This window comes from Blastococcus sp. SYSU DS0753, from assembly GCF_054051175.1.
Window position 1 is genome coordinate 49,913 of record NZ_JBJHAT010000006.1, and the last position, 17,026, is coordinate 66,938.

Consider the following 17,026-nt stretch of genomic DNA (forward strand, 5'->3'; position numbering starts at 1 on the left):
GCCATCCGGCAACCGGCCCTCGTGCGGGGGCCCGCCGCGAGCCTGCGAGCGGTGGGGGCAGGAGGGCCGGTTCCTCAGATCTCGTAGGTGGCGCCGGGGCTGACCAGCTCGGTCTCGGAGAACACCGAGCTGGCCGCGAACAGCTGGCCGATGTGGTCGACCCAGGCGGGCACGTGGGTGAGCAGCAGCCGGCCCACCCCCGCGGCCGCCGCGTGCTGGGCTGCCTGCCGCCCGGTGAGGTGCAGACCGGGCGGCTGGTCGGGGGCGTTGTCCGGGTGCGCCGCCTCGGCGAGCAGGACGTCGGCCCCGCGGGCGAGCTCCACCAGCCGGTCGCTGGGGCCGGTGTCGCCGGTGTAGACCATCGACCGGCCACCCGCGGTCAGCCGGATGGCGTAGGTCTCGACCGGGTGGGCCGTGCGGGCCAGCTCCACCTCGAAGGGCCCGATGCGGAGGGCGCCCGGGCCCACGGGGACGAAGTCGAAGACGTCGGTCAACCCGTCGCCGTCGCCGTCGTAGGCCAGCGCCAGCCGGCGCTCGGCACCCACCGGCGCGTACAGCGGTACGAGCGCTCCCCGGGACCGGCCGGAGTAGCGGTGCCAGACGACGAACGGGGCGACGTCCAGGCAGTGGTCGGCGTGCAGGTGCGACAGGAAGACCGCGTCCACGGCGCCCGGGTCCACGACCCGTTGCAGCGCGCCGAACGCGCCGTTGCCGAGATCGAGCACGAGCTGGAAGCCGTCGTGCTCCACGAGGTAGCAGGACGCGGGCGAGTCGGGACCGGGGCCGCTGCCGCAGCACCCCACGACGGTCAGCTTCACGCGACCCCCGCCCGTCCGGCGCCGAGCACGGCCCCGATCTCCGGCCCGAGGAAGCGGCGGCCGAGCCGGGCGAACGGCTCGGGGTCGCCCGTGGCCAGGAAGGCGTGCTCCGGCGCGGGCGCGTCGGGGTCGCGCAGCAGATCGGTTCGGGTGAGCACCCGGTAGACGTCCTTGGCGGTCTCCTCGGCACTGGAGACCAGCGTGACCCCGTCGCCGAGCACGACCGAGAGCACGCCGGTGAGCAGCGGGTAGTGGGTGCACCCGAGGACGACGGTGTCCACGCCGGCCGCCATGAGCGGATCCAGGTAGGACTGCGCGAGCCCGAGCAGCTGCCGGCCGCTGGTGATCCCGCGCTCGACGAAGTCGACGAAGCTGGGGCAGGCCGCAGAGGTGACCGACACGTGCGGGGCCGCGGCGAACGCGTCGTCGTAGGCGCCGCTGGTGACGGTGGCCTGGGTGCCGATGACGCCGATGCGGCCGTTGCGGGTGGCCGCGATCGCCCGGCGGACCGCGGGGAGGACCACCTCGACCACCGGGACGTCGTAGCGCTCCCGGGCGTCCCGCAGCGACGCGGCGCTGGCGGAGTTGCAGGCGACGACGAGCATCTTGACGCCGCTGTCGACGAGTTCGTCCATGACCGCCAGGGAGTGCCGGCGCACCTCGGCGATCGGGAGCGGGCCGTAGGGCCCGTTCGCGGTGTCCCCGATGTAGCGGACCGCCTCGTTCGGCAGCTGGTCGAGCACCGCCCGGGCGACGGTGAGCCCACCGACCCCCGAGTCGAAGATGCCGATCGGCGCGTCGGCTGCTGGCTGCGTCCCCATGTCGCCGGTCAGGCTAGCCGCCCGCCTCGCCGCTCGCCCCGACGGCGGCGGTGACGGTGGTCGCAGCGCGGATCAGCTCGGCGTTGCCCGGGGCCGGCGAGCCGTCGGGCAGCTCGAGCACGTCTTCCAGACCGATGCGGGTGTCCAGCCCGCGGCGGGCCGCCAGCCGCAGCGCCGGCCAGGCGCTGCTCCCCTCCCCGTGCAGCAGCACCGGCGCCCGGTCGCCGACGGCCGTCAGCAGGCGCCCGGCCGCCGTCCCGGTGCCCGCCTCGTCCAGCCCGTCAGGCAGCTCCAACAGCACGCGCAGGCAGCGGTCGCGGTGCGGCGAGGCGGCCCACGCGGCCGCACCGGCGAGGTGCCAGAGCCCGGCCTCCACCCCGATGCCACGGTCGAGCAGCGCCGCCGCGACGCCGTCCGCGCCGTCCTCGTGCCAATTCAGGGAAGCGAAGTCCGGCACCACCGCCCAGCCGCGGATCGCCGCGATCCGGTCGGCGGGGTCGGGCGCCGCCCAGGCCCCCGTGGTGACCCCCACGGGGATGCCCGGGGCGGCCGCCCGCACCGCGTCGACGACGGCGGCCACGTCGCCCGGTCGGAGCGAGTCCGCGCCGGCGTCGTCCTTGGGGTGGACGTGGACGGCGCCGGCGCCGGACGCCACGACGAGCGCGGCGTCCCGGGCCACGGCCGCCGGTGTCACCGGCAGCGCAGGGTGCTCCCCGGGCCGGCGGGACCCGTTGAGGCAGGCCTGGAGCAGCACGCGCCGCACCCTGCCAGACACCACCGACCGAGGTCACGCGCGGGAACGGCCACCCGTCAGCGACCAGCGGGCCGAGCGGGACCGCCTCAGGCCCAGAGCTGGCCCTCCAACGCGGAGGCCGCCTCCTCGAGCGTGCCGGCGTAGGCGCCGGTGGAGAGGTACTTCCAGCCGCCGTCGCAGACGACGAACACGATGTCGGCCCGGCGGCCCGCCGCGACCTCCTTGTCGGCGATGCCCAGCGCCGCGTGCAGGATCGCGCCGGTCGAGATCCCGGCGAAGATGCCCTCGCGCTCCACCAGCTGGCGGGTGCGGTGGATCGCGTCGTCGGGGCCCACGGAGAACCGCGAGTCCAGCAGCGAGGCGTCGTAGAGCTCGGGGATGAAGCCCTCGTCGATGTTGCGCAGGCCGTAGACCAGCTCGCCGTAGCGGGGCTCGGCGGCGATCACCTGCACCCCGGGCTTGTGCTCGCGGAAGTACCGGGAGCAGCCCATGAGCGTGCCGGTCGTCCCCAGGCCGGCGACGAAGTGGGTGATCGACGGCAGGTCGGCCAGGATCTCCGGGGCGGTGCCCTCGTAGTGCGCGTGTGCGTTCGCGGGGTTGCCGTACTGGTAGAGCATCACCCAGTCGTCGTGCTGGGCGGCCAGCTCCTTGGCGACGGCGACGGCCTGGTTCGAGCCACCGGCCGCGGGCGAGGAGATGATCTGCGCCCCGTACATCTCCAGCAGCTGCCGGCGCTCCACCGAGGTGTTCTCCGGCATCACGCAGATCAGCTTGTAGCCGCGCTGCCGGGCCACCATGGCCAGCGAGATCCCGGTGTTGCCGCTCGTGGGCTCCAGGATGGTCGAACCGGGCTTCAGCAGCCCGTCCTTCTCGGCCGCCTCGATCATCTTGATCGCCGCGCGGTCCTTGATGGAGCCCGTGGGGTTGTGGTCCTCGAGCTTGGCCCACAACCGGACGTCGGGCGTCGGCGAGAGGTTCGGCAGCCCCACCAGCGGGGTGCCGCCGAGGGAGTCGACGAGGGAGGCGAAGCGGGCCATAGGGATGCTCTTCCGGGGAGACGGGCGGGGGCGGAGCGGGGACCGCTCAGCAGCCGCCCGCGACCGCCGGGAGGATCGTCACCGAGTCGCCGTCCTTCACCTGGGTGTCCAGGGCGCCGGTGAAGCGCACGTCCTCGTCGTTGACGTAGACGTTGACGAAACGGTGCAGCTTGCCCTCCTCGGTGACGAGGCGGTTCTTCAGGCCCGAGTGCTTGCTGTCGAGGTCGTCGATCAGCGCGCCGAGGGTGTCCCCGCTGCCCTCGACGGTCTTGTTGCCGCCGGTGTGGGTGCGCAGGATGGTCGGGATACGGACCTCGATGGCCATGGCGTGCTTCTCCTCGGGGACGTCGATGCGTGGGGGCGCTGCGCAGGGCAGCGGTCGTGCGTCTGGCGGGTCAACGCCCGGCCGCCGCGCGGGATTCCGGCCCCGTTCAGGGACCCGCGCCGAGCCTGCGAGGCGCGGGGGGAACGGGGTGTTTCTTCAGTCGTAGACGACGGTCGTCGGCGAGTGCCCGAACAGGTAGGACTCGACGATCTCGACCTCCTCCTCCGACACCTCCCCGTCGACGATGCGGTAGCTGCGGAACTCGACCTCGTCACCGGCCAGGCCGGTCTGCGGCCCGTGGTGGCGCGTGGACACCAGCACGTAGTGGGTGCGCGGATCGGCGGCGGGACCGGAGGCGTACCCGATGTCGGTGCGCGAGGGGTAGGCCTCGGTGGCGGTGTGCGAGTGGTAGACGACGACCGGCCACTCGTCGCGGTCGTCCAGGTCGCGGTACAGCGCGAGCAGGTCGGCGCTGTCGAACTCGTAGAACGTCGGCGACCGTGCGGCGTTGAGCATGGGCACGAAGCGCTCGGGGCGCTCGGTCCCCTCCGGACCGGCGACGACACCGCAGGCCTCGTCCGGATGGTCCTTCCGGGCGTGGGCCACGATGGCGTCGTAGGTCGCGCGGTCGATGCGCAGCACGGGGCCAGTCTAGGCGGGCCCGCCGCGCCGCTCCCCCATCGCCCCCGGTCGCACGGACGGGCGGCCGTCGGGAGACGCTCCCGGACCGATACGGTCGGCGTCGTGTGGGTCCCGTCGCTCCTGACCGCCGGCGTCGTGCTGCTGGCCCTTCCGGCGCTCCTCCTGGGGCTACGGGGGCTGTTCCGGCACCGTGGCTACAGCGCGGTCCATCCGGGCGACCGGGCTCCCGTGGTGGTGATCGTCGTCGTGCGCGCCGTGCTCCTGCTGCTGCTGCTCGCCGCCTCGGCCCTGGTACTGGTGTCCACGATCGGCGCGATGCTCGCCGACGTCGAGCTGCACCGCATGGTCTACGTGCTCTTCGTGCTCGACCTGCTGCTCGCCGCCCTGGTGCTGCTCACCTTCGGCCGGCGCGATCGGCGACGAGCGCGTCCACGAGCGACCCCTGCAGCGCGGTGAGCCAGTAGTAGACGGCGAGCTGGTGGTCGGCCTCGTCCACGATCTCGTCCGGCGGCTCGGTGTCCTCACCGACGTCGATCCGGGTGCCGAGCGCCAGCCGGAGGTCGTTGCTCGTGCGCAGCCAGGCACCGGCCTGGTCGGCGTCCAGGCGCACCTCTCCCCCGTCGGCCGGCAGGGTGGCGCGCACGGTGGCCAGGTCGTCGGCCTTGCCGCCGCGCAGCGCCTGCTCGGTGAGCCCCCGGTAGTCCTCGGCCAGCGCGGGGTCGGTGCGGTGCCCGGCGGGGAACAGCCGGGCCATCACCGGATCGCCGCTGCTGTCGGCCGGATCGGCGGCCAGGAGCTGCTCGAGCTGGTCGAGCAGCAGCCCGACGATGCCGGCCTCGGCCCGGTCGAGCCGGGCGACCAGCCACCCGCCCCGGGCACGGAACGGCTTCACGAGTCCCTCTGGTAGCTGGCCCACAGCCCGTAGGCGTGCAGCCGGCTGGTGTCGTGCTCCATCCGCTCGCGCGGGCCGGAGCTGACGATCGCCTTCCCCTCGTGGTGCACCTGCAGCATCAGCGAGGTCGCCGTCGGCTCGTCGTAGCCGAAGAGCTCCTGCAGCACGAAGGTCACGTAGGTCATCAGGTTCACCGGGTCGTTCCAGACGATGGTGACCCACGGCCGGTCGAGGTCGCCGCGTTCCTCGTCGGTCGTCTCGGGCGTCCGAGTCGGGGCGAGCGGTGCGGCCACGCATCCAGCTTAGGACGTCGCCCGGCCCCGCGGACCCGGCGCCGCCTACGCTGCGGAGCCATGCCGACGGCCCCCGCGCTGCTCACCGACCGCTACGAGCTGACGATGCTGGCCGCGGCGCTCGCCGACGGCACCGCCGAGCGGGACTGCGTGTTCGAGGTGTTCGCCCGCCGGCTGCCCCACGGCCGTCGCTACGGGGTGCTCGCGGGCACCGGCCGGCTGCTCGAGGCGCTGCCCGGTTTCCGGTTCGGCGACGAGGAGCTCGCGACCCTGCGTGCCCAGGGGCTGACCGACCAGCGGCTGCTGGACTGGCTGGCCGACTTCCGGTTCCGCGGGGACATCGACGGCTACGCGGAGGGAGAGCTGTTCTTCCCCGGGTCGCCGGTGCTCACCGTGCGCGCACCGTTCGGCGAAGGCGTCCTGCTGGAGACCCTGGCGCTGTCCATCCTCAACCACGACTCGGCGATCGCCTCGGCGGCCGCCCGCATGGTGGCAGCGGCGTGCGAGCGACCCTGCATCGAGATGGGCTCGCGCCGTACCCACGAGCGAGCCGCGGTGGCCGCGGCGCGCGCGGCCCACCTGGTCGGCTTCGCGTCCAGCTCGAACCTGGAGGCCGGCCGGAGCTACGGCGTCCCCACCACCGGCACCAGCGCCCACGCGTTCACGCTGCTGCACGACGACGAGCGGGCGGCCTTCCGTGCCCAGGTGGAGACGCTGGGGGTGGGCACGACGCTGCTCGTCGACACCTACGACGTCGAGCAGGGCATCCGGACGGCGATCGAGGTGGCCGGCCCGGAGCTGGGCGCCATCCGGCTGGACTCCGGCGACCTGCCCACGCTCGCCACCCGCGCCCGCCAGCTGCTCGACGAGCTCGGCGCGACCCGCACCCGGGTGATCGTCACCAGCGATCTCGACGAGTACGCGATCGCGGGGCTGATGGCCGCACCCGTCGACGGCTACGGGGTCGGGACCTCGCTGGTGACCGGCTCGGGGGCGCCGACGGCCGGCATGGTCTACAAGCTCGTCGAGCGCGACGGCGTCCCGGTCGCGAAGCGGTCGGAGGGCAAGAACTCGATCGGCGGGCGCAAGCACGCCGTCCGGCGGCACGACGCCGACGGCACCGCGGTCGCCGAGGTGGTCAGCAGCGCACCGGTCGGGCCGCGCGACGGCGACCGCGACCTCGTGGTCCCGCTGGTGCGCGGCGGCGCGCTCTGCGCCGACGTCTCCCCCGCCGAGGCGCTGCGGCTCGCCCGCGAGCACCACGCGCGCGTGCGGGAGGCGCTGCCCGCCGAGGCATGGGCGCTCTCACGCGGGGAACCGGTCCTGGAGACGGTTCCCGCTTGACCCGGGAGGAGCAGCCCATGACCCGCGCGCTGATCGTGGTCGACGTGCAGAACGACTTCTGCGAGGGCGGCAGCCTCGCGGTGGCCGGTGGCGCCGCCGTGGCGGCCGGCGTCACCGAGCACCTGCGGACGGCGGGCGCCGGGTACGCCCACGTCGTCGCCACCCGCGACCACCACATCGACCCCGGCGACCACTTCGCCGAGCACCCGGACTTCCTCGAGAGCTGGCCGCCGCACTGCGTGGTCGGTACCGACGGTGTCGAGCTGCACCCGGCGCTGGACCGCCAGCCGCTCGAAGCGGTCTTCGACAAGGGCGAGTACGCCGCCGCCTACTCCGGCTTCGAGGGCGCGGCCCACGGCGTCGGGCTGGCCGACTGGCTGCGCGAGCGAGGGGTCGACGCCGTCGACGTCGTCGGCATCGCCACCGACCACTGCGTCCGCGCCACCGCCCTCGACGCCGTGGCGGCCGGGTTCGCCACCCGCGTGCTGCTGCCGCTCACCGCCGGGGTCTCCGAGGCGACGACCGACGCTGCGCTGGACCAGCTGCGCACGGCCGGCGTCGAGCTGGCCGGAGAGCTCGGACCCAACGCGTGAGCGAGGTCAGGCGCCCTCACCGTCCGTGCTGACCGCGACCACCTCGTCGGGCGCGTAGACCTCCACGCCCACCCCGTCGCGCCGGACGTGCACCTGCCCCATCGCGTCCCGGGAGATCACCACAGTGCCGATCGGCTGATCCGGCGCGTCCTCCGGTTCCCGGATGCGCACCAGGGACCCGACGGGAAGCTGCTCGTCCACCGGGTCATGATGCCGGGCGCCCCGACGCTCGGCCGGGCTGACGCCCGCGTCGTCCCGCAGTACGGCGTCCTGGCTCGCCGTACCGCGTCCTGGCTCACCGTATGGGGTCCTGGCTCACGACCGACGCTGAGCCAGGACCCCTGACGATCAGGTCACCTGATCATCAAGGCGCCGCGTCGAGGACCTCGTCGCGGGTGAAGCCGAGCACCTGCAGCACCGCGTCGAGGTAGGGCTGGTTGAGCGCCGTGTGCGCCTGCTCGCGCACGAAGGGCTTCGCGTTGAAGGCGATGCCCAGGCCCGCGGTGTTGAGCATGTCCAGGTCGTTCGCGCCGTCGCCGACCGCGACCGTCTGGTCCAGCGGGATGCCGTACTCCTCGGCGAAGCGCATCAGGGCCCGGGCCTTCCCCGGCCGGTCGACGATGTCCCCGACCAGCCCACCGGTGAGGCGGCCGTCGCGGACCTCCAGGGTGTTGGCGGCGGCGAAGTCGAGCCCGAGGCTCTCCGCCAACGGGTCGGTGATCTGCGTGAACCCGCCGCTGACGATGCCGCAGCGGAAGCCGAGACGCTGGAGCGTGCGGATGAGGGTGCGCGCGCCGGGTGTGAGCACCAGGTGCTCGCGCACCTCGTCGAGCACCTCCTCGGGCAGGCCGGCCAGCACGGCGACCCGCGCCCGCAGCGACTCGGCGAAGTCCAGCTCGCCGTTCATGGCCGCGGCGGTGATGCGGGCGACCTCCGCCGCCCGCCCGGCGCGCGCCGCCAGCTCGTCGATCACCTCGCCGCGCACCAGGGTCGAGTCGACGTCCAGCACGATCAGCCGCTTGCTGCGCCGGGCGATCCCGACCTGCTCGACGGCGATGTCGGCACCTGTCGACGCCGCCACCGAGGCGAGCGCGGTGCGCAGCGCCGTGGCCTCCGCCCCGGAGACGGTGAGCTCGAAGCTGGTGACCGGGTGGTCGGAGAGCCGGCGGATCGCGTCGATGTTCCCGCCGATGCCCGCGACGGCCCGCGCGGCGCCGGCCACGGCCTCGGGTGGCACCGGCCGCCCGAGCACGATGACGTGGTGCGGGCGCCCCTGCACGAGGGGCGCGTCGGGCCCGCTGGCCGACTCCACCGCCACGTGCACGCCCACGGCGGTCTCGACCTCACCCGCCACCCGCCGGAGGTGGCCGAGCAGCTCCGCCTCGCCCACCGCCGGTCGCCGATCGCCGGCGAGGGCACCGACCACGACGCCGAGCACCAGGTGGCCGTGCACGACGACCTGCTCGACGTCGAGGACCTCCACCTCCGGGCGCCCGTCCCCGTCCGAGGCCAGTGCGGCGAAGAGGTGGGCGGTCACCCCCGGCCGGTCCGCCCCGGTGACCGTGAGCAGCGCCCGCGCCGCGGTGGGGTCGGGCTCGGGCAGCTGGCGGGGCGTCGGGTCGAGCGGCACGCGGTCATCGTGCCGCACGTCCGCCCGGGGACCGCCCGGACCCCTGACCCGCCGGTCGCCGCGATGCGGGGCGGCCCGCCGCCCGGGGTCTTCCACCCGTGGACGACGGACGCCCCGCCGGCCAGTGGCCGGCGGGGCGTCCGTGACGTTCTGGAACGGCCACCCTTCAGGGACCCGCGCCGAGCCTGCGAGGCGCGGGGGGAAGGGTGGTCCTTCGTCAGGTCGGGTCGGGGTCCTTCGGGCCCTGGCGCGCACCGCCGGTACCACCCAGCTCGCTGACACCGGCGTAGGGCTCGTGCCGCTTGCCGACGTGGGCCTCGGCCTGCAGCCGCTCGACGAGGTGCGGGTAGTGGGCCTCGAACGCGGGCCGCTCCGAGCGGATCCGGGGGATCTCGACGAAGTTGTGCCGCGGCGGCGGGGAGGAGGTGGCCCACTCCAGGCTGTTGCCATGGCCCCACGGGTCGTCGCGCAGCGCGAGCTCGCCGTACTTCCAGGACTTGACCACGTTGTAGATGAACGGGAGCACCGAGGCGCCGAGGATGAAGGAGCCGATCGTCGAGACCGTGTTGAGCACGGTGAACGCGTCGGTCTCCAGGTAGTCCACGTACCGGCGCGGCATGCCCTCGTTGCCCAGCCAGTGCTGCACCAGGAACGTGGCGTGGAAGCCGATGAAGGTCAGCCAGAACTGCAGCTTGCCCAGCCGCTCGTCCATCATCCGGCCGCACATCTTCGGGAACCAGAAGTAGATGCCGGCGTAGGCCGCGAACACCACGGTGCCGAAGACCACGTAGTGGAAGTGGGCGACGACGAAGTAGCTGTCGTTGACGTGCCAGTCCAGCGGCGGGCTGGCCAGCAGCACACCGGTCAGACCACCGAGGAGGAAGGTGATCATGAAGCCGATCGAGAACAGCATCGGCGTCTCGAAGGTCATCTGACCCCGCCACATGGTGCCGATCCAGTTGAAGAACTTGATGCCGGTCGGCACGGCGATGAGGTAGGTCAGGAACGCGAAGAACGGCAGGAGCACCGCACCGGTCGCGTACATGTGGTGCGCCCACACCGCCAGCGACAGCGCGCCGATCGCGATGGTCGCGAAGACCATGCCCTTGTAGCCGAACAACGGCTTGCGGGCGAACACCGGGATGACCTCGGTGACGATGCCGAAGAACGGCAGCGCGATGATGTAGACCTCGGGGTGGCCGAAGAACCAGAACAGGTGCTGCCACAGCATCGGGCCACCGTTCTCGTCCGAGTAGATCAGCGCACCGAGGTTGCGGTCGGCCAGCATGCCCATGATCGCGGCGGTGAGGATCGGGAACGCCAGCAGGATGAGCAGGCTGGTGACCAGCGTGTTCCAGGTGAAGATCGGCATCCGGAACAGCGTCATGCCCGGGGCCCGCAGGCAGACGATCGTGGCGATGAAGTTGACGCCACCGAGGATCGTGCCCAGGCCGCTGACCGCCAGGCCGGCGAACCACATGTTCGCGCCCGCGCCCGGGGAGTTCACGACGTTCGACAGCGGTGCGTAGGCGTACCAGCCGAAGTCCGCCGCCCCACCGGGGGTGAGGAAGCCCCCCACCACGATCAGGCTGCCGAACAGGAACAGCCAGTAGGAGAAGGCGTTCATGCGCGGGAACGCGACGTCCGGCGCACCGATCTGCAGCGGCATGATCAGGTTCGCGAACGCGAAGAACAGCGGCGTCGCGAACATCAGCAGCATGATCGTGCCGTGCATCGTGACCAGCTGGTTGTACTGCTCGGGGGACAGGAACTGCAGCCCCGGCCGCCCCAGCTCACCACGCATCAGCAGCGCCATCAGGCCACCCAGCACGAAGAACGTGAACGAGGTGGCCATGTACATCAGGCCGATGGTCTTGTGGTCGGTGGTCCGCAGCAGGTTCGAGAGCCGCGAGCCCTTTTCGACCACGTGAGCCGGGCTGGGCCGGCTCACGATGGGCGCCGGTGCAATCGTCACGGCTGGCAGCTTAGACCGTGCGATACGGCGCCTCAGGTCGGGCGGGCAGGGCGCGCCGCGAGGATCATCCGGGCCGCCGGTAGGTGGCGACGTCGACCGAGATCGTGACCGGCACGGCGGCCGGCAAGCGCGCCAGCGAGGCCGCGAGAGCGGCGGCCGTGAGGTGCCGGGCGTGCGGCCCCATGCCCACCAGCGTCGCCACCGCGGGATGGTCCAGCACCAGGGTCTGGCGGTGGCGGTGCGCGTCCTCGCGCGCCAGGTGCGGCTCCAGCGTCGCGCTGAGCCGCTCGGCCTTTCCGGGGTCGACCCGGAGCAGGCCCAGCGGCCCGACGAGCTCGGCGAGGTGGTCGCGGCCGGGCGTCACCACGACCAGCCGCCCCTCCGCGCGCAGCACCCGGGCGATCTCGGGCCCGTTGCGCGGGGCGAAGACGACCAGCACCCGGTCCACCGCCGCGTCGCGCACCGGCAGCCGGGCCCAGGTGTCCCCGACCACGGCGACCGCGCGCGGGTGGGCCTTCGCCGCCCGTCGGGCGGCGTAGCGCGAGGCGTCGAGCACCACGCCGGTGGCGTCCGGGAGGACGTCGAGCAACCGGGCCAGGTGGTGGCCGGTGCCGCCACCCAGGTCGAGCAGCGTCGCGGGCTCCCCCGGCCGGCGGACGGCTGCGGCCAGGGCCGCGGTCACGCCGTCGTAGTGGCCGGCGGAGAGGAAGGTCACCCGGTCGGCGACCATCTCGGCGGAGTCGCCGGTCGGCGGGCGGCGCCCCGGGGGCAGCAGCGTGAGGTGCCCCTGCCGCGCGCGGTCCACGCGGTGCCCTTCGGCGCAGCGCAGGCCCGAGCCGTCCGGCTCCGCGGTGAACGGCGCGGCGCACACGGGGCAGGCGAGCAGGGCGACCGCGCGGGGGTCGAGCGGTGCGGCGCTCACCGCCGCGGGGGCACCGCGTGGAAGGTCACGTCCCGCAGCCGGCCGGCGTCGGCCACCGCGGTGACGAACGTCCCGTGCGGCTGGCGACGCCGGTCCGTGGGCGACCCCGGGTTCACCAGCCGCAGCCCGGTGGGCGCCGTGGTGTCCCAGGGGATGTGGCTGTGCCCGAACACCAGGACGTCGACGTCGGGGAAGCGCGCCGCGCACCGCGCCTCGCGCCCGGTGGCCTGCCCCGTCTCGTGCACGACGGCGAACCGGATGCCCTCGATCTCGGCGCGGGCGACCTCCGGCAGCCGCTCGCGCAGCGCCCCGTGGTCGTTGTTGCCGTGGACGGCGACCAAGCGGTGCGCCCGCCGTTCCAGCTCGTCGAGGAGGGCGACGTCCACCCAGTCACCGGCGTGCACCACCACGTCGGCGGAGTCGATCGCCGACCACAGGCCGAGAGGTAGCTCACGCGCGCGCTTGGGGACGTGCGTATCTGCGGTGAACACCAGCGAAACAGGCACGACGACATCGTTGCAGGCCGCTACCTTCTCTCCCGGCCGGCGATCCGGCCCGTTCCGCACGACCCGAGGACTTCCCGTGACCGAACCCCTGCCCTCCCCTGCCGCGACCGGCGCGACGACCTCCGCTGATGAGCCCTACGAGAAGCGGTGGCTGGCGCTCGGCGTCATCGCCATGACCGTCCTGCTGGTCATCCTCGACGCCACGATCGTCAACATCGCGCTGCCCGCGGTCACCGCCGACCTGGGCATCAGCGCGGCCAGCCAACAGTGGATCGTGACCGCCTACACCCTGACCTTCGGCGGCTTCCTCCTGCTCGGCGGCCGCATCGCCGACTTCTGGGGCCGCAAGCGCACCTACCTGGTGGGCGCGGCGGGCTTCGCCGTCGCCTCGGCGCTCGGCGGCGTCGCGCAGAACGAGACGATGCTCTTCGGCGCCCGCGCCCTGCAGGGCGTCTTCGGCGCACTGCTGGCCCCGGCGTCCCTCGCGCTGCTCACCGTCCTGTTCACCGACCCGAAGGAGCGCGCCAAGGCCTTCGGCGTCTACGGCGCGATCGCCGGCGGCGGCTCGGCCATCGGCCTGCTGCTCGGCGGTGTCCTCACCGAGTACGCCGACTGGCGCTGGTGCTTCTGGGTGAACCTGCCGGTGGCGATCCTCGCCATCGTGCTGGCCATCCCGATCGTCCCGGAGAGCAAGGCTCCCGGCGACACCAGCTACGACATCCCCGGCGCCGTCCTGGTCACCCTCGGCCTGGCGTCGATCGTCTACGGCTTCACCCGCGTGGCCGAGGCCTCGCAGGCCTTCGCGGCCCAGGCTGCCGCCGCCAACGCCGAGGCTGCGGCGCAGGGCATCCCGACGCTGGTGACGCCGGAGAGCGGCTGGACCGACGGTCTCGCGTGGCTGTTCATCGCCGGCGGCCTGGTGCTGATCGCCCTGTTCGTCCTGCTGGAGCTGCGGACGCGCAACCCGCTGCTGCCGATGCGCATCGTGCTCGACCGCAACCGGGGCGGCGCCTACCTGACCTCGACGCTCGTGGGAGCCGGGCTGCTGGGGGCGTTCTTCTTCCTGAGCCTCTACTTCCAGCAGGTGCTCGGGTACGAGCCGGTCATGGCGGGCTTGGCGTCGCTGCCGACCACCCTCGGCGTCTTCATCTCGGCGGGGCTGGCCAGCGTGCTGGTCCCCCGGGTGGGGCCGAAGCCGCTCATGGTCCTCGGTGGCGTGCTCGCCGCAGGCGGTCTCGCCACCCTGTCCTTCGTCGGTCTGGACACCGGGTTCTGGCAGCTGCCGTTCCCCGGCCAGCTGCTGCTCGGGCTCGGCCTGGGCTTCACGTTCGTGCCGCTGTCGAACCTGGCGCTGGTGGGCGCCGGCGTCCACGACGCCGGGGCGGCCAGCGCGATGCTGAACGCCACGCAGCAGGTGGGCGCCTCCATCGGCACCGCCGTGCTCGCCTCGCTGTCCGTGGCCGCCATCAGCACCTACACCGCCGACGTGCTCGCCTCGGGTGCGGACCCGCGAGACCCGTCGGTGGGCCTCTCGGCGCAGGTGGAGGGCTACACCACGGCCTTCGCGTGGGCCGCCGGGCTGCTGCTGCTGGGCGCCGTCGTCTCGGCGTTGCTCATCAAGGCGACCAAGGAGGACCTGCCGGCCGAGGGCGATGCCGTCGTCCACGTCGGCTGAGAAGGAACTCGTCCCGGCCCCTCGCAGCGGCCCGCGCCCCTCCGGGCGCGGGCCGCTGCGCGCCGGGGACCGGTCAGGCCCGGTGCTCGGCGAGCGCCTTGAGCCGGGCGTTGTACGCCGCGAGCTCCGCGTCGCCGTCACGGTCGGCCGCGCGGTCGAGCGTGCGGGCCCGGCGGTCGTCCGAGCGGGCCCAGGAGAAGAAGACGACGGCGAGCACCAGGACGGTGGGCAGCTCCCCGAAGGCCCAGACGATGCCGCCGGCCACCGCCTGGTCGGTGAGCGGGTCCACGCCCCACCCCGCCGGCGGGTCGGCGAACGTGTCGACGACGAGCGAGCCGGCCATCATGATCGCCACGCCGAAGAAGGCGTGGAACGGCACGGGCAGGAACAGCTCGAGCATCCGCCCCGGGTGGCTGAGCGTCCGCGGCCACGGGTCCTGCGCGACGATCGGGCCGAAGAAGAGCAGCCCCGTGACGACGAAGTGGGCGAGCATGAACTGGTGGCCCACCGGGCTCGACATCAGCCAGTCGAACAGCGGGGTGAAGTAGACGCCGTAGAGGCTGGCGATGAACAGCGGCACGCTGAACAGCGGGTGGGCCACGACGCGGGCGAACCGGCTGTGCAGCGCCTCCAGGAGCAGTGCCCGCGGGGCGCCGGCCGGCCCGCGGCCGCGCGGGAGGGTGCGCAGCGCCAGCGTCACGGGGGCGGCGAGCAGCAGGAGCAGCGGCGTGATGAGCGACAGCACCATGTGCTGGGTCATGTGGACGCTGAAGATCACCATGCTGTAGCCGTTGAGCCAGGTGCCGGTGACGGCGAACAGCGACGCGGTGCCGGCGATCCAGGCGAGGGTCCGCCACCACGGCCAGCTGACCCCGGACCGGCGCAGGCGGACGACAGCGGCCAGGTAGACGACCAGCCCGATGACGCTGAGCACCGGGAGCACCGACCAGGCGTCCAGGTGCGGGAGGAACATCCGCCCCCAGGTCGGCGGGTCCTCCGGGACCCACATGCCCGAGTGGTGCCCGTGCTCCACCGCGATCTCCTCCTGCCGGCCGGTCGTGCGACCCCACTGTCCCACCGCGCGCCGCGCTCCCCCGAGGGGAGCACGGAGATCCTCCCCACGCGACGACGCCCCCCGCCGGGAGTTCCGGCAGGGGGCGTCGTCGGGAGTGACGCGGGTCAGATCTGGACGCCGCGCTCCCGGAGCCAGGGCAGCGGGTCGATCGGCTCGCCGCCGATGCCGCCGACGTGCACCTCGAAGTGCAGGTGCGGGCCGGTGGACTGACCGCGGTTGCCGAGCAGCGCGATGGTGTCGCCGGCGCGGACCACCTGGCCGGGGGTCACCAGGATCTCGTCCATGTGGCCGTAGACGGTGACGTCACCGTTGCCGTGCTGGATGTACACCACCAGCCCGTAGCCGCCGGCCGGGCCGGCCTCGAGCACGACGCCGTCCATCACGGCGTACTCGGGCGTGCGCATGGGTGCGGCCAGGTCGATGCCCGCGTGCAGCGTGCCCCAGCGCGCGCCGAACCCGCTGGTCAACCGGCCACCCTCGACCGGGAGCACCGCCGCGGGGCGGGCGGCCTCGGCGGCGGCGCGGTCGGCCTCCTCCTGGGCGATCCGGTCGGCCTCCGCCTGGGCGTTCGCGGCGGCGGTGCGCTCGGTCTCGCGGGCGCTGCGGCTGGCGACCACCTCGCGCAGCCGGGAGGTGTCGTCCTCGTCGACGCGCGGCGCCGCGGCGGAACCGTCGATGCCCAGCTGCTCGGCCACGCTCACCGACTGGCTGACCGTCTCCGTCGCGACCTCCGTCGGGCCGGCGACCGAGGCGCCACTGAGGCCGAGGGCGCCGACGAGGACCGCGGCGAGGTAGAGCGCCGGGCGGCGCCGCACCGCGGGCGGGCGGCGGTCCAGCCAGCGACGCCCGCCGGTGGCGACGGCCGCGAGGACCTCGGCCGCGTCGGCACCCGGGGTGCCGACGACCCGGACGACCGGCTCCGCGGGCACCGGCGCCAGGGCGGACCGCTCCGGCTGCGCCGGGGCGTCCCTCACGACGACGACGGCGTCGGGTGCGACCACCGGGGCGTCGGTGAGCGCGGCGACGTCGGTGACCGGCGCCAGTGCCGCGAGGTCGACGGCGGACCGCTTGTAGGGGGTCGGGCGGCGCCGCACCGGCGTCTCGGCGGCCGCCGTCGCGGCGATCGCCTGCACGCCCTGGGCCTCCGCCGTGGTGGACCCGTCCGCGACCGGCGTCGAGGCCCGGTCGACCGTTCCCGCCTGCGGCCCGGACGCACCCGGGGCCGGGGTCTCCGGGCCGCGCGCCTTCGCGGTCTTGCGGGCGGCGGCAGCAGCGCGCGCCGCCGTGGTCGCCTTCCGGGTCGCCGCTGCGGCGGTGGCCGCGGTCGCGCCGGCGACCTTGACGGTGGCGGCTCGGGCCCGCCGGCGGGCGGTGGGATCGGTCGTCCGGCCGGCCCCCGCCCGGCGCGCCTTCCCCTGGCGCTGCGGCGGAACCGTGGACGCGGCCTTCTCCTCGATCGTCCCGCTGGTGGAGCGGGCCGGGGCGAGCGTGGCGTCGACCGTTCCGGCCGGCACCGCACCCCCCTCGGGGAGGCGGTCGTGGTGGAGCGAACTCATGCACCTGACTTCCGTCGGCGGACATTGCACAGCGACTCCCGGGGAGAGGAGCGGGGCCCATGTAAACACGGCGTGATGGGTTCGTGATCTGACGACCGGGGTACTGACCTGCAGTTCTGTGAACCGGATCACCGCGATGCGGCGCGCATTCTCGTCGTTGCGTGAGGG

The 17,026-nt window shown here is 73.9% G+C and carries 19 protein-coding genes; 4 read left to right on the top strand and 15 right to left on the bottom strand.

The genetic code is table 11. From position 1 onward, the window contains the following. Positions 1-74: 74 nt before the first annotated feature. The 6 genes from ACI799_RS07325 to ACI799_RS07350 all read right to left on the bottom strand — a co-directional run bounded on the left by ACI799_RS07325 (position 75) and on the right by ACI799_RS07350 (position 4,397). Positions 75-818, bottom strand: a complete 744-nt coding sequence (locus ACI799_RS07325; protein WP_456587481.1) for an MBL fold metallo-hydrolase — start codon at positions 816-818, stop codon at positions 75-77. Next, positions 815-1,639: a glutamate racemase gene (gene murI / locus ACI799_RS07330; protein ID WP_456587480.1), complete on the bottom strand. Its 825-nt coding sequence runs from the start codon at positions 1,637-1,639 to the stop codon at positions 815-817. Before murI ends, ACI799_RS07325 begins: the two co-directional genes overlap by 4 nt. Before the next feature lie 13 nt (positions 1,640-1,652). Next, entirely contained in the window at positions 1,653-2,393 is a 741-nt protein-coding gene (locus tag ACI799_RS07335) for a 3-keto-5-aminohexanoate cleavage protein (protein WP_456596749.1), read from the bottom strand. Positions 2,394-2,479: 86 nt separating this feature from the next. Then, a complete protein-coding gene (locus tag ACI799_RS07340) occupies positions 2,480-3,430 on the bottom strand; it encodes a PLP-dependent cysteine synthase family protein (protein ID WP_456587478.1) in 951 nt (316 codons plus the stop codon). A gap of 46 nt (positions 3,431-3,476) precedes the next feature. Next, entirely contained in the window at positions 3,477-3,755 is a 279-nt protein-coding gene (locus tag ACI799_RS07345; RefSeq protein WP_456587477.1) for a MoaD/ThiS family protein, read from the bottom strand. Between the two features lie 156 nt (positions 3,756-3,911). Further along, positions 3,912-4,397: a Mov34/MPN/PAD-1 family protein gene (locus ACI799_RS07350; RefSeq protein WP_456587476.1), complete on the bottom strand. Its 486-nt coding sequence runs from the start codon at positions 4,395-4,397 to the stop codon at positions 3,912-3,914. 102 nt (positions 4,398-4,499) lie between these two features. Between ACI799_RS07350 and ACI799_RS07355 the strand changes: the two genes are divergently transcribed. After that, the gene (locus ACI799_RS07355) at positions 4,500-4,853 is read left to right on the top strand and encodes a hypothetical protein (RefSeq protein ID WP_456587475.1); all 354 of its coding nucleotides are present in this window, start codon (positions 4,500-4,502) and stop codon (positions 4,851-4,853) included. Here ACI799_RS07355 and ACI799_RS07360 read toward each other — a convergent pair. Next, entirely contained in the window at positions 4,792-5,289 is a 498-nt protein-coding gene (locus ACI799_RS07360; protein ID WP_456612747.1) for a DUF2017 family protein, read from the bottom strand. The two genes, ACI799_RS07355 and ACI799_RS07360, sit on opposite strands and share 62 nt — an antisense overlap. Next, complete coding sequence (clpS, locus tag ACI799_RS07365) at positions 5,286-5,582, bottom strand: ATP-dependent Clp protease adapter ClpS (protein WP_456587473.1); 297 nt, start codon at positions 5,580-5,582, stop codon at positions 5,286-5,288. The genes ACI799_RS07360 and clpS overlap by 4 nt, the downstream gene beginning before the upstream one ends. Positions 5,583-5,642: 60 nt before the next feature. Here clpS and ACI799_RS07370 point away from each other — a divergent pair, with 60 nt between their 5' ends. Together ACI799_RS07370 and ACI799_RS07375 are read left to right on the top strand one after the other, a co-directional pair. Beyond that, a complete protein-coding gene (locus ACI799_RS07370) occupies positions 5,643-6,926 on the top strand; it encodes a nicotinate phosphoribosyltransferase (RefSeq protein WP_456612748.1) in 1,284 nt (427 codons plus the stop codon). A 17-nt stretch (positions 6,927-6,943) separates the two neighbouring features. Continuing rightward, complete coding sequence (locus ACI799_RS07375) at positions 6,944-7,519, top strand: isochorismatase family protein (protein ID WP_456598954.1); 576 nt, start codon at positions 6,944-6,946, stop codon at positions 7,517-7,519. 6 nt (positions 7,520-7,525) lie between these two features. On the opposite strand, the gene ACI799_RS07380 is transcribed toward ACI799_RS07375, so the two are convergent. The 5 genes from ACI799_RS07380 to ACI799_RS07400 all read right to left on the bottom strand — a co-directional run bounded on the left by ACI799_RS07380 (position 7,526) and on the right by ACI799_RS07400 (position 12,552). Continuing rightward, positions 7,526-7,720: a hypothetical protein gene (locus ACI799_RS07380; protein WP_456587470.1), complete on the bottom strand. Its 195-nt coding sequence runs from the start codon at positions 7,718-7,720 to the stop codon at positions 7,526-7,528. 163 nt (positions 7,721-7,883) lie between these two features. Further along, positions 7,884-9,149: a phosphoserine phosphatase SerB gene (serB, locus tag ACI799_RS07385; protein ID WP_456612749.1), complete on the bottom strand. Its 1,266-nt coding sequence runs from the start codon at positions 9,147-9,149 to the stop codon at positions 7,884-7,886. Positions 9,150-9,366: 217 nt separating this feature from the next. Then, on the bottom strand, positions 9,367-11,124 hold the full coding sequence (gene ctaD / locus ACI799_RS07390) for an aa3-type cytochrome oxidase subunit I (RefSeq protein ID WP_456587468.1): 1,758 nt from the start codon (positions 11,122-11,124) through the stop codon (positions 9,367-9,369). A gap of 64 nt (positions 11,125-11,188) precedes the next feature. After that, entirely contained in the window at positions 11,189-12,046 is an 858-nt protein-coding gene (locus ACI799_RS07395) for a putative RNA methyltransferase (RefSeq protein ID WP_456612750.1), read from the bottom strand. After that, complete coding sequence (locus ACI799_RS07400) at positions 12,043-12,552, bottom strand: metallophosphoesterase family protein (protein ID WP_456612751.1); 510 nt, start codon at positions 12,550-12,552, stop codon at positions 12,043-12,045. Before ACI799_RS07400 ends, ACI799_RS07395 begins: the two co-directional genes overlap by 4 nt. Positions 12,553-12,628: 76 nt before the next feature. On the opposite strand from ACI799_RS07400, the gene ACI799_RS07405 reads away from it, so the two are divergent. Then, complete coding sequence (locus ACI799_RS07405) at positions 12,629-14,227, top strand: MFS transporter (protein ID WP_456596755.1); 1,599 nt, start codon at positions 12,629-12,631, stop codon at positions 14,225-14,227. A 73-nt stretch (positions 14,228-14,300) separates the two neighbouring features. Here the strand turns inward: ACI799_RS07405 and ACI799_RS07410 are convergent, their stop codons facing one another. After that, a complete protein-coding gene (locus ACI799_RS07410) occupies positions 14,301-15,305 on the bottom strand; it encodes a cytochrome c oxidase assembly protein (protein WP_456587464.1) in 1,005 nt (334 codons plus the stop codon). A gap of 101 nt (positions 15,306-15,406) precedes the next feature. Beyond that, complete coding sequence (locus ACI799_RS07415) at positions 15,407-16,858, bottom strand: M23 family metallopeptidase (RefSeq protein WP_456612752.1); 1,452 nt, start codon at positions 16,856-16,858, stop codon at positions 15,407-15,409. Between the last annotated feature and the right edge of the window lie 168 nt (positions 16,859-17,026).

Coding starts and splice junctions, on each gene's coding strand:
- murI (WP_456587480.1), bottom strand. CDS start 1,639: ATGGGGACGCAGCCAGCAGCCGACGCGCCGATCGGCATCTTCGACTCG.
- ACI799_RS07340 (WP_456587478.1), bottom strand. CDS start 3,430: ATGGCCCGCTTCGCCTCCCTCGTCGACTCCCTCGGCGGCACCCCGCTG.
- ACI799_RS07345 (WP_456587477.1), bottom strand. CDS start 3,755: ATGGCCATCGAGGTCCGTATCCCGACCATCCTGCGCACCCACACCGGC.
- ACI799_RS07370 (WP_456612748.1), top strand. CDS start 5,643: ATGCCGACGGCCCCCGCGCTGCTCACCGACCGCTACGAGCTGACGATG.
- ACI799_RS07375 (WP_456598954.1), top strand. CDS start 6,944: ATGACCCGCGCGCTGATCGTGGTCGACGTGCAGAACGACTTCTGCGAG.
- ACI799_RS07415 (WP_456612752.1), bottom strand. CDS start 16,858: ATGAGTTCGCTCCACCACGACCGCCTCCCCGAGGGGGGTGCGGTGCCG.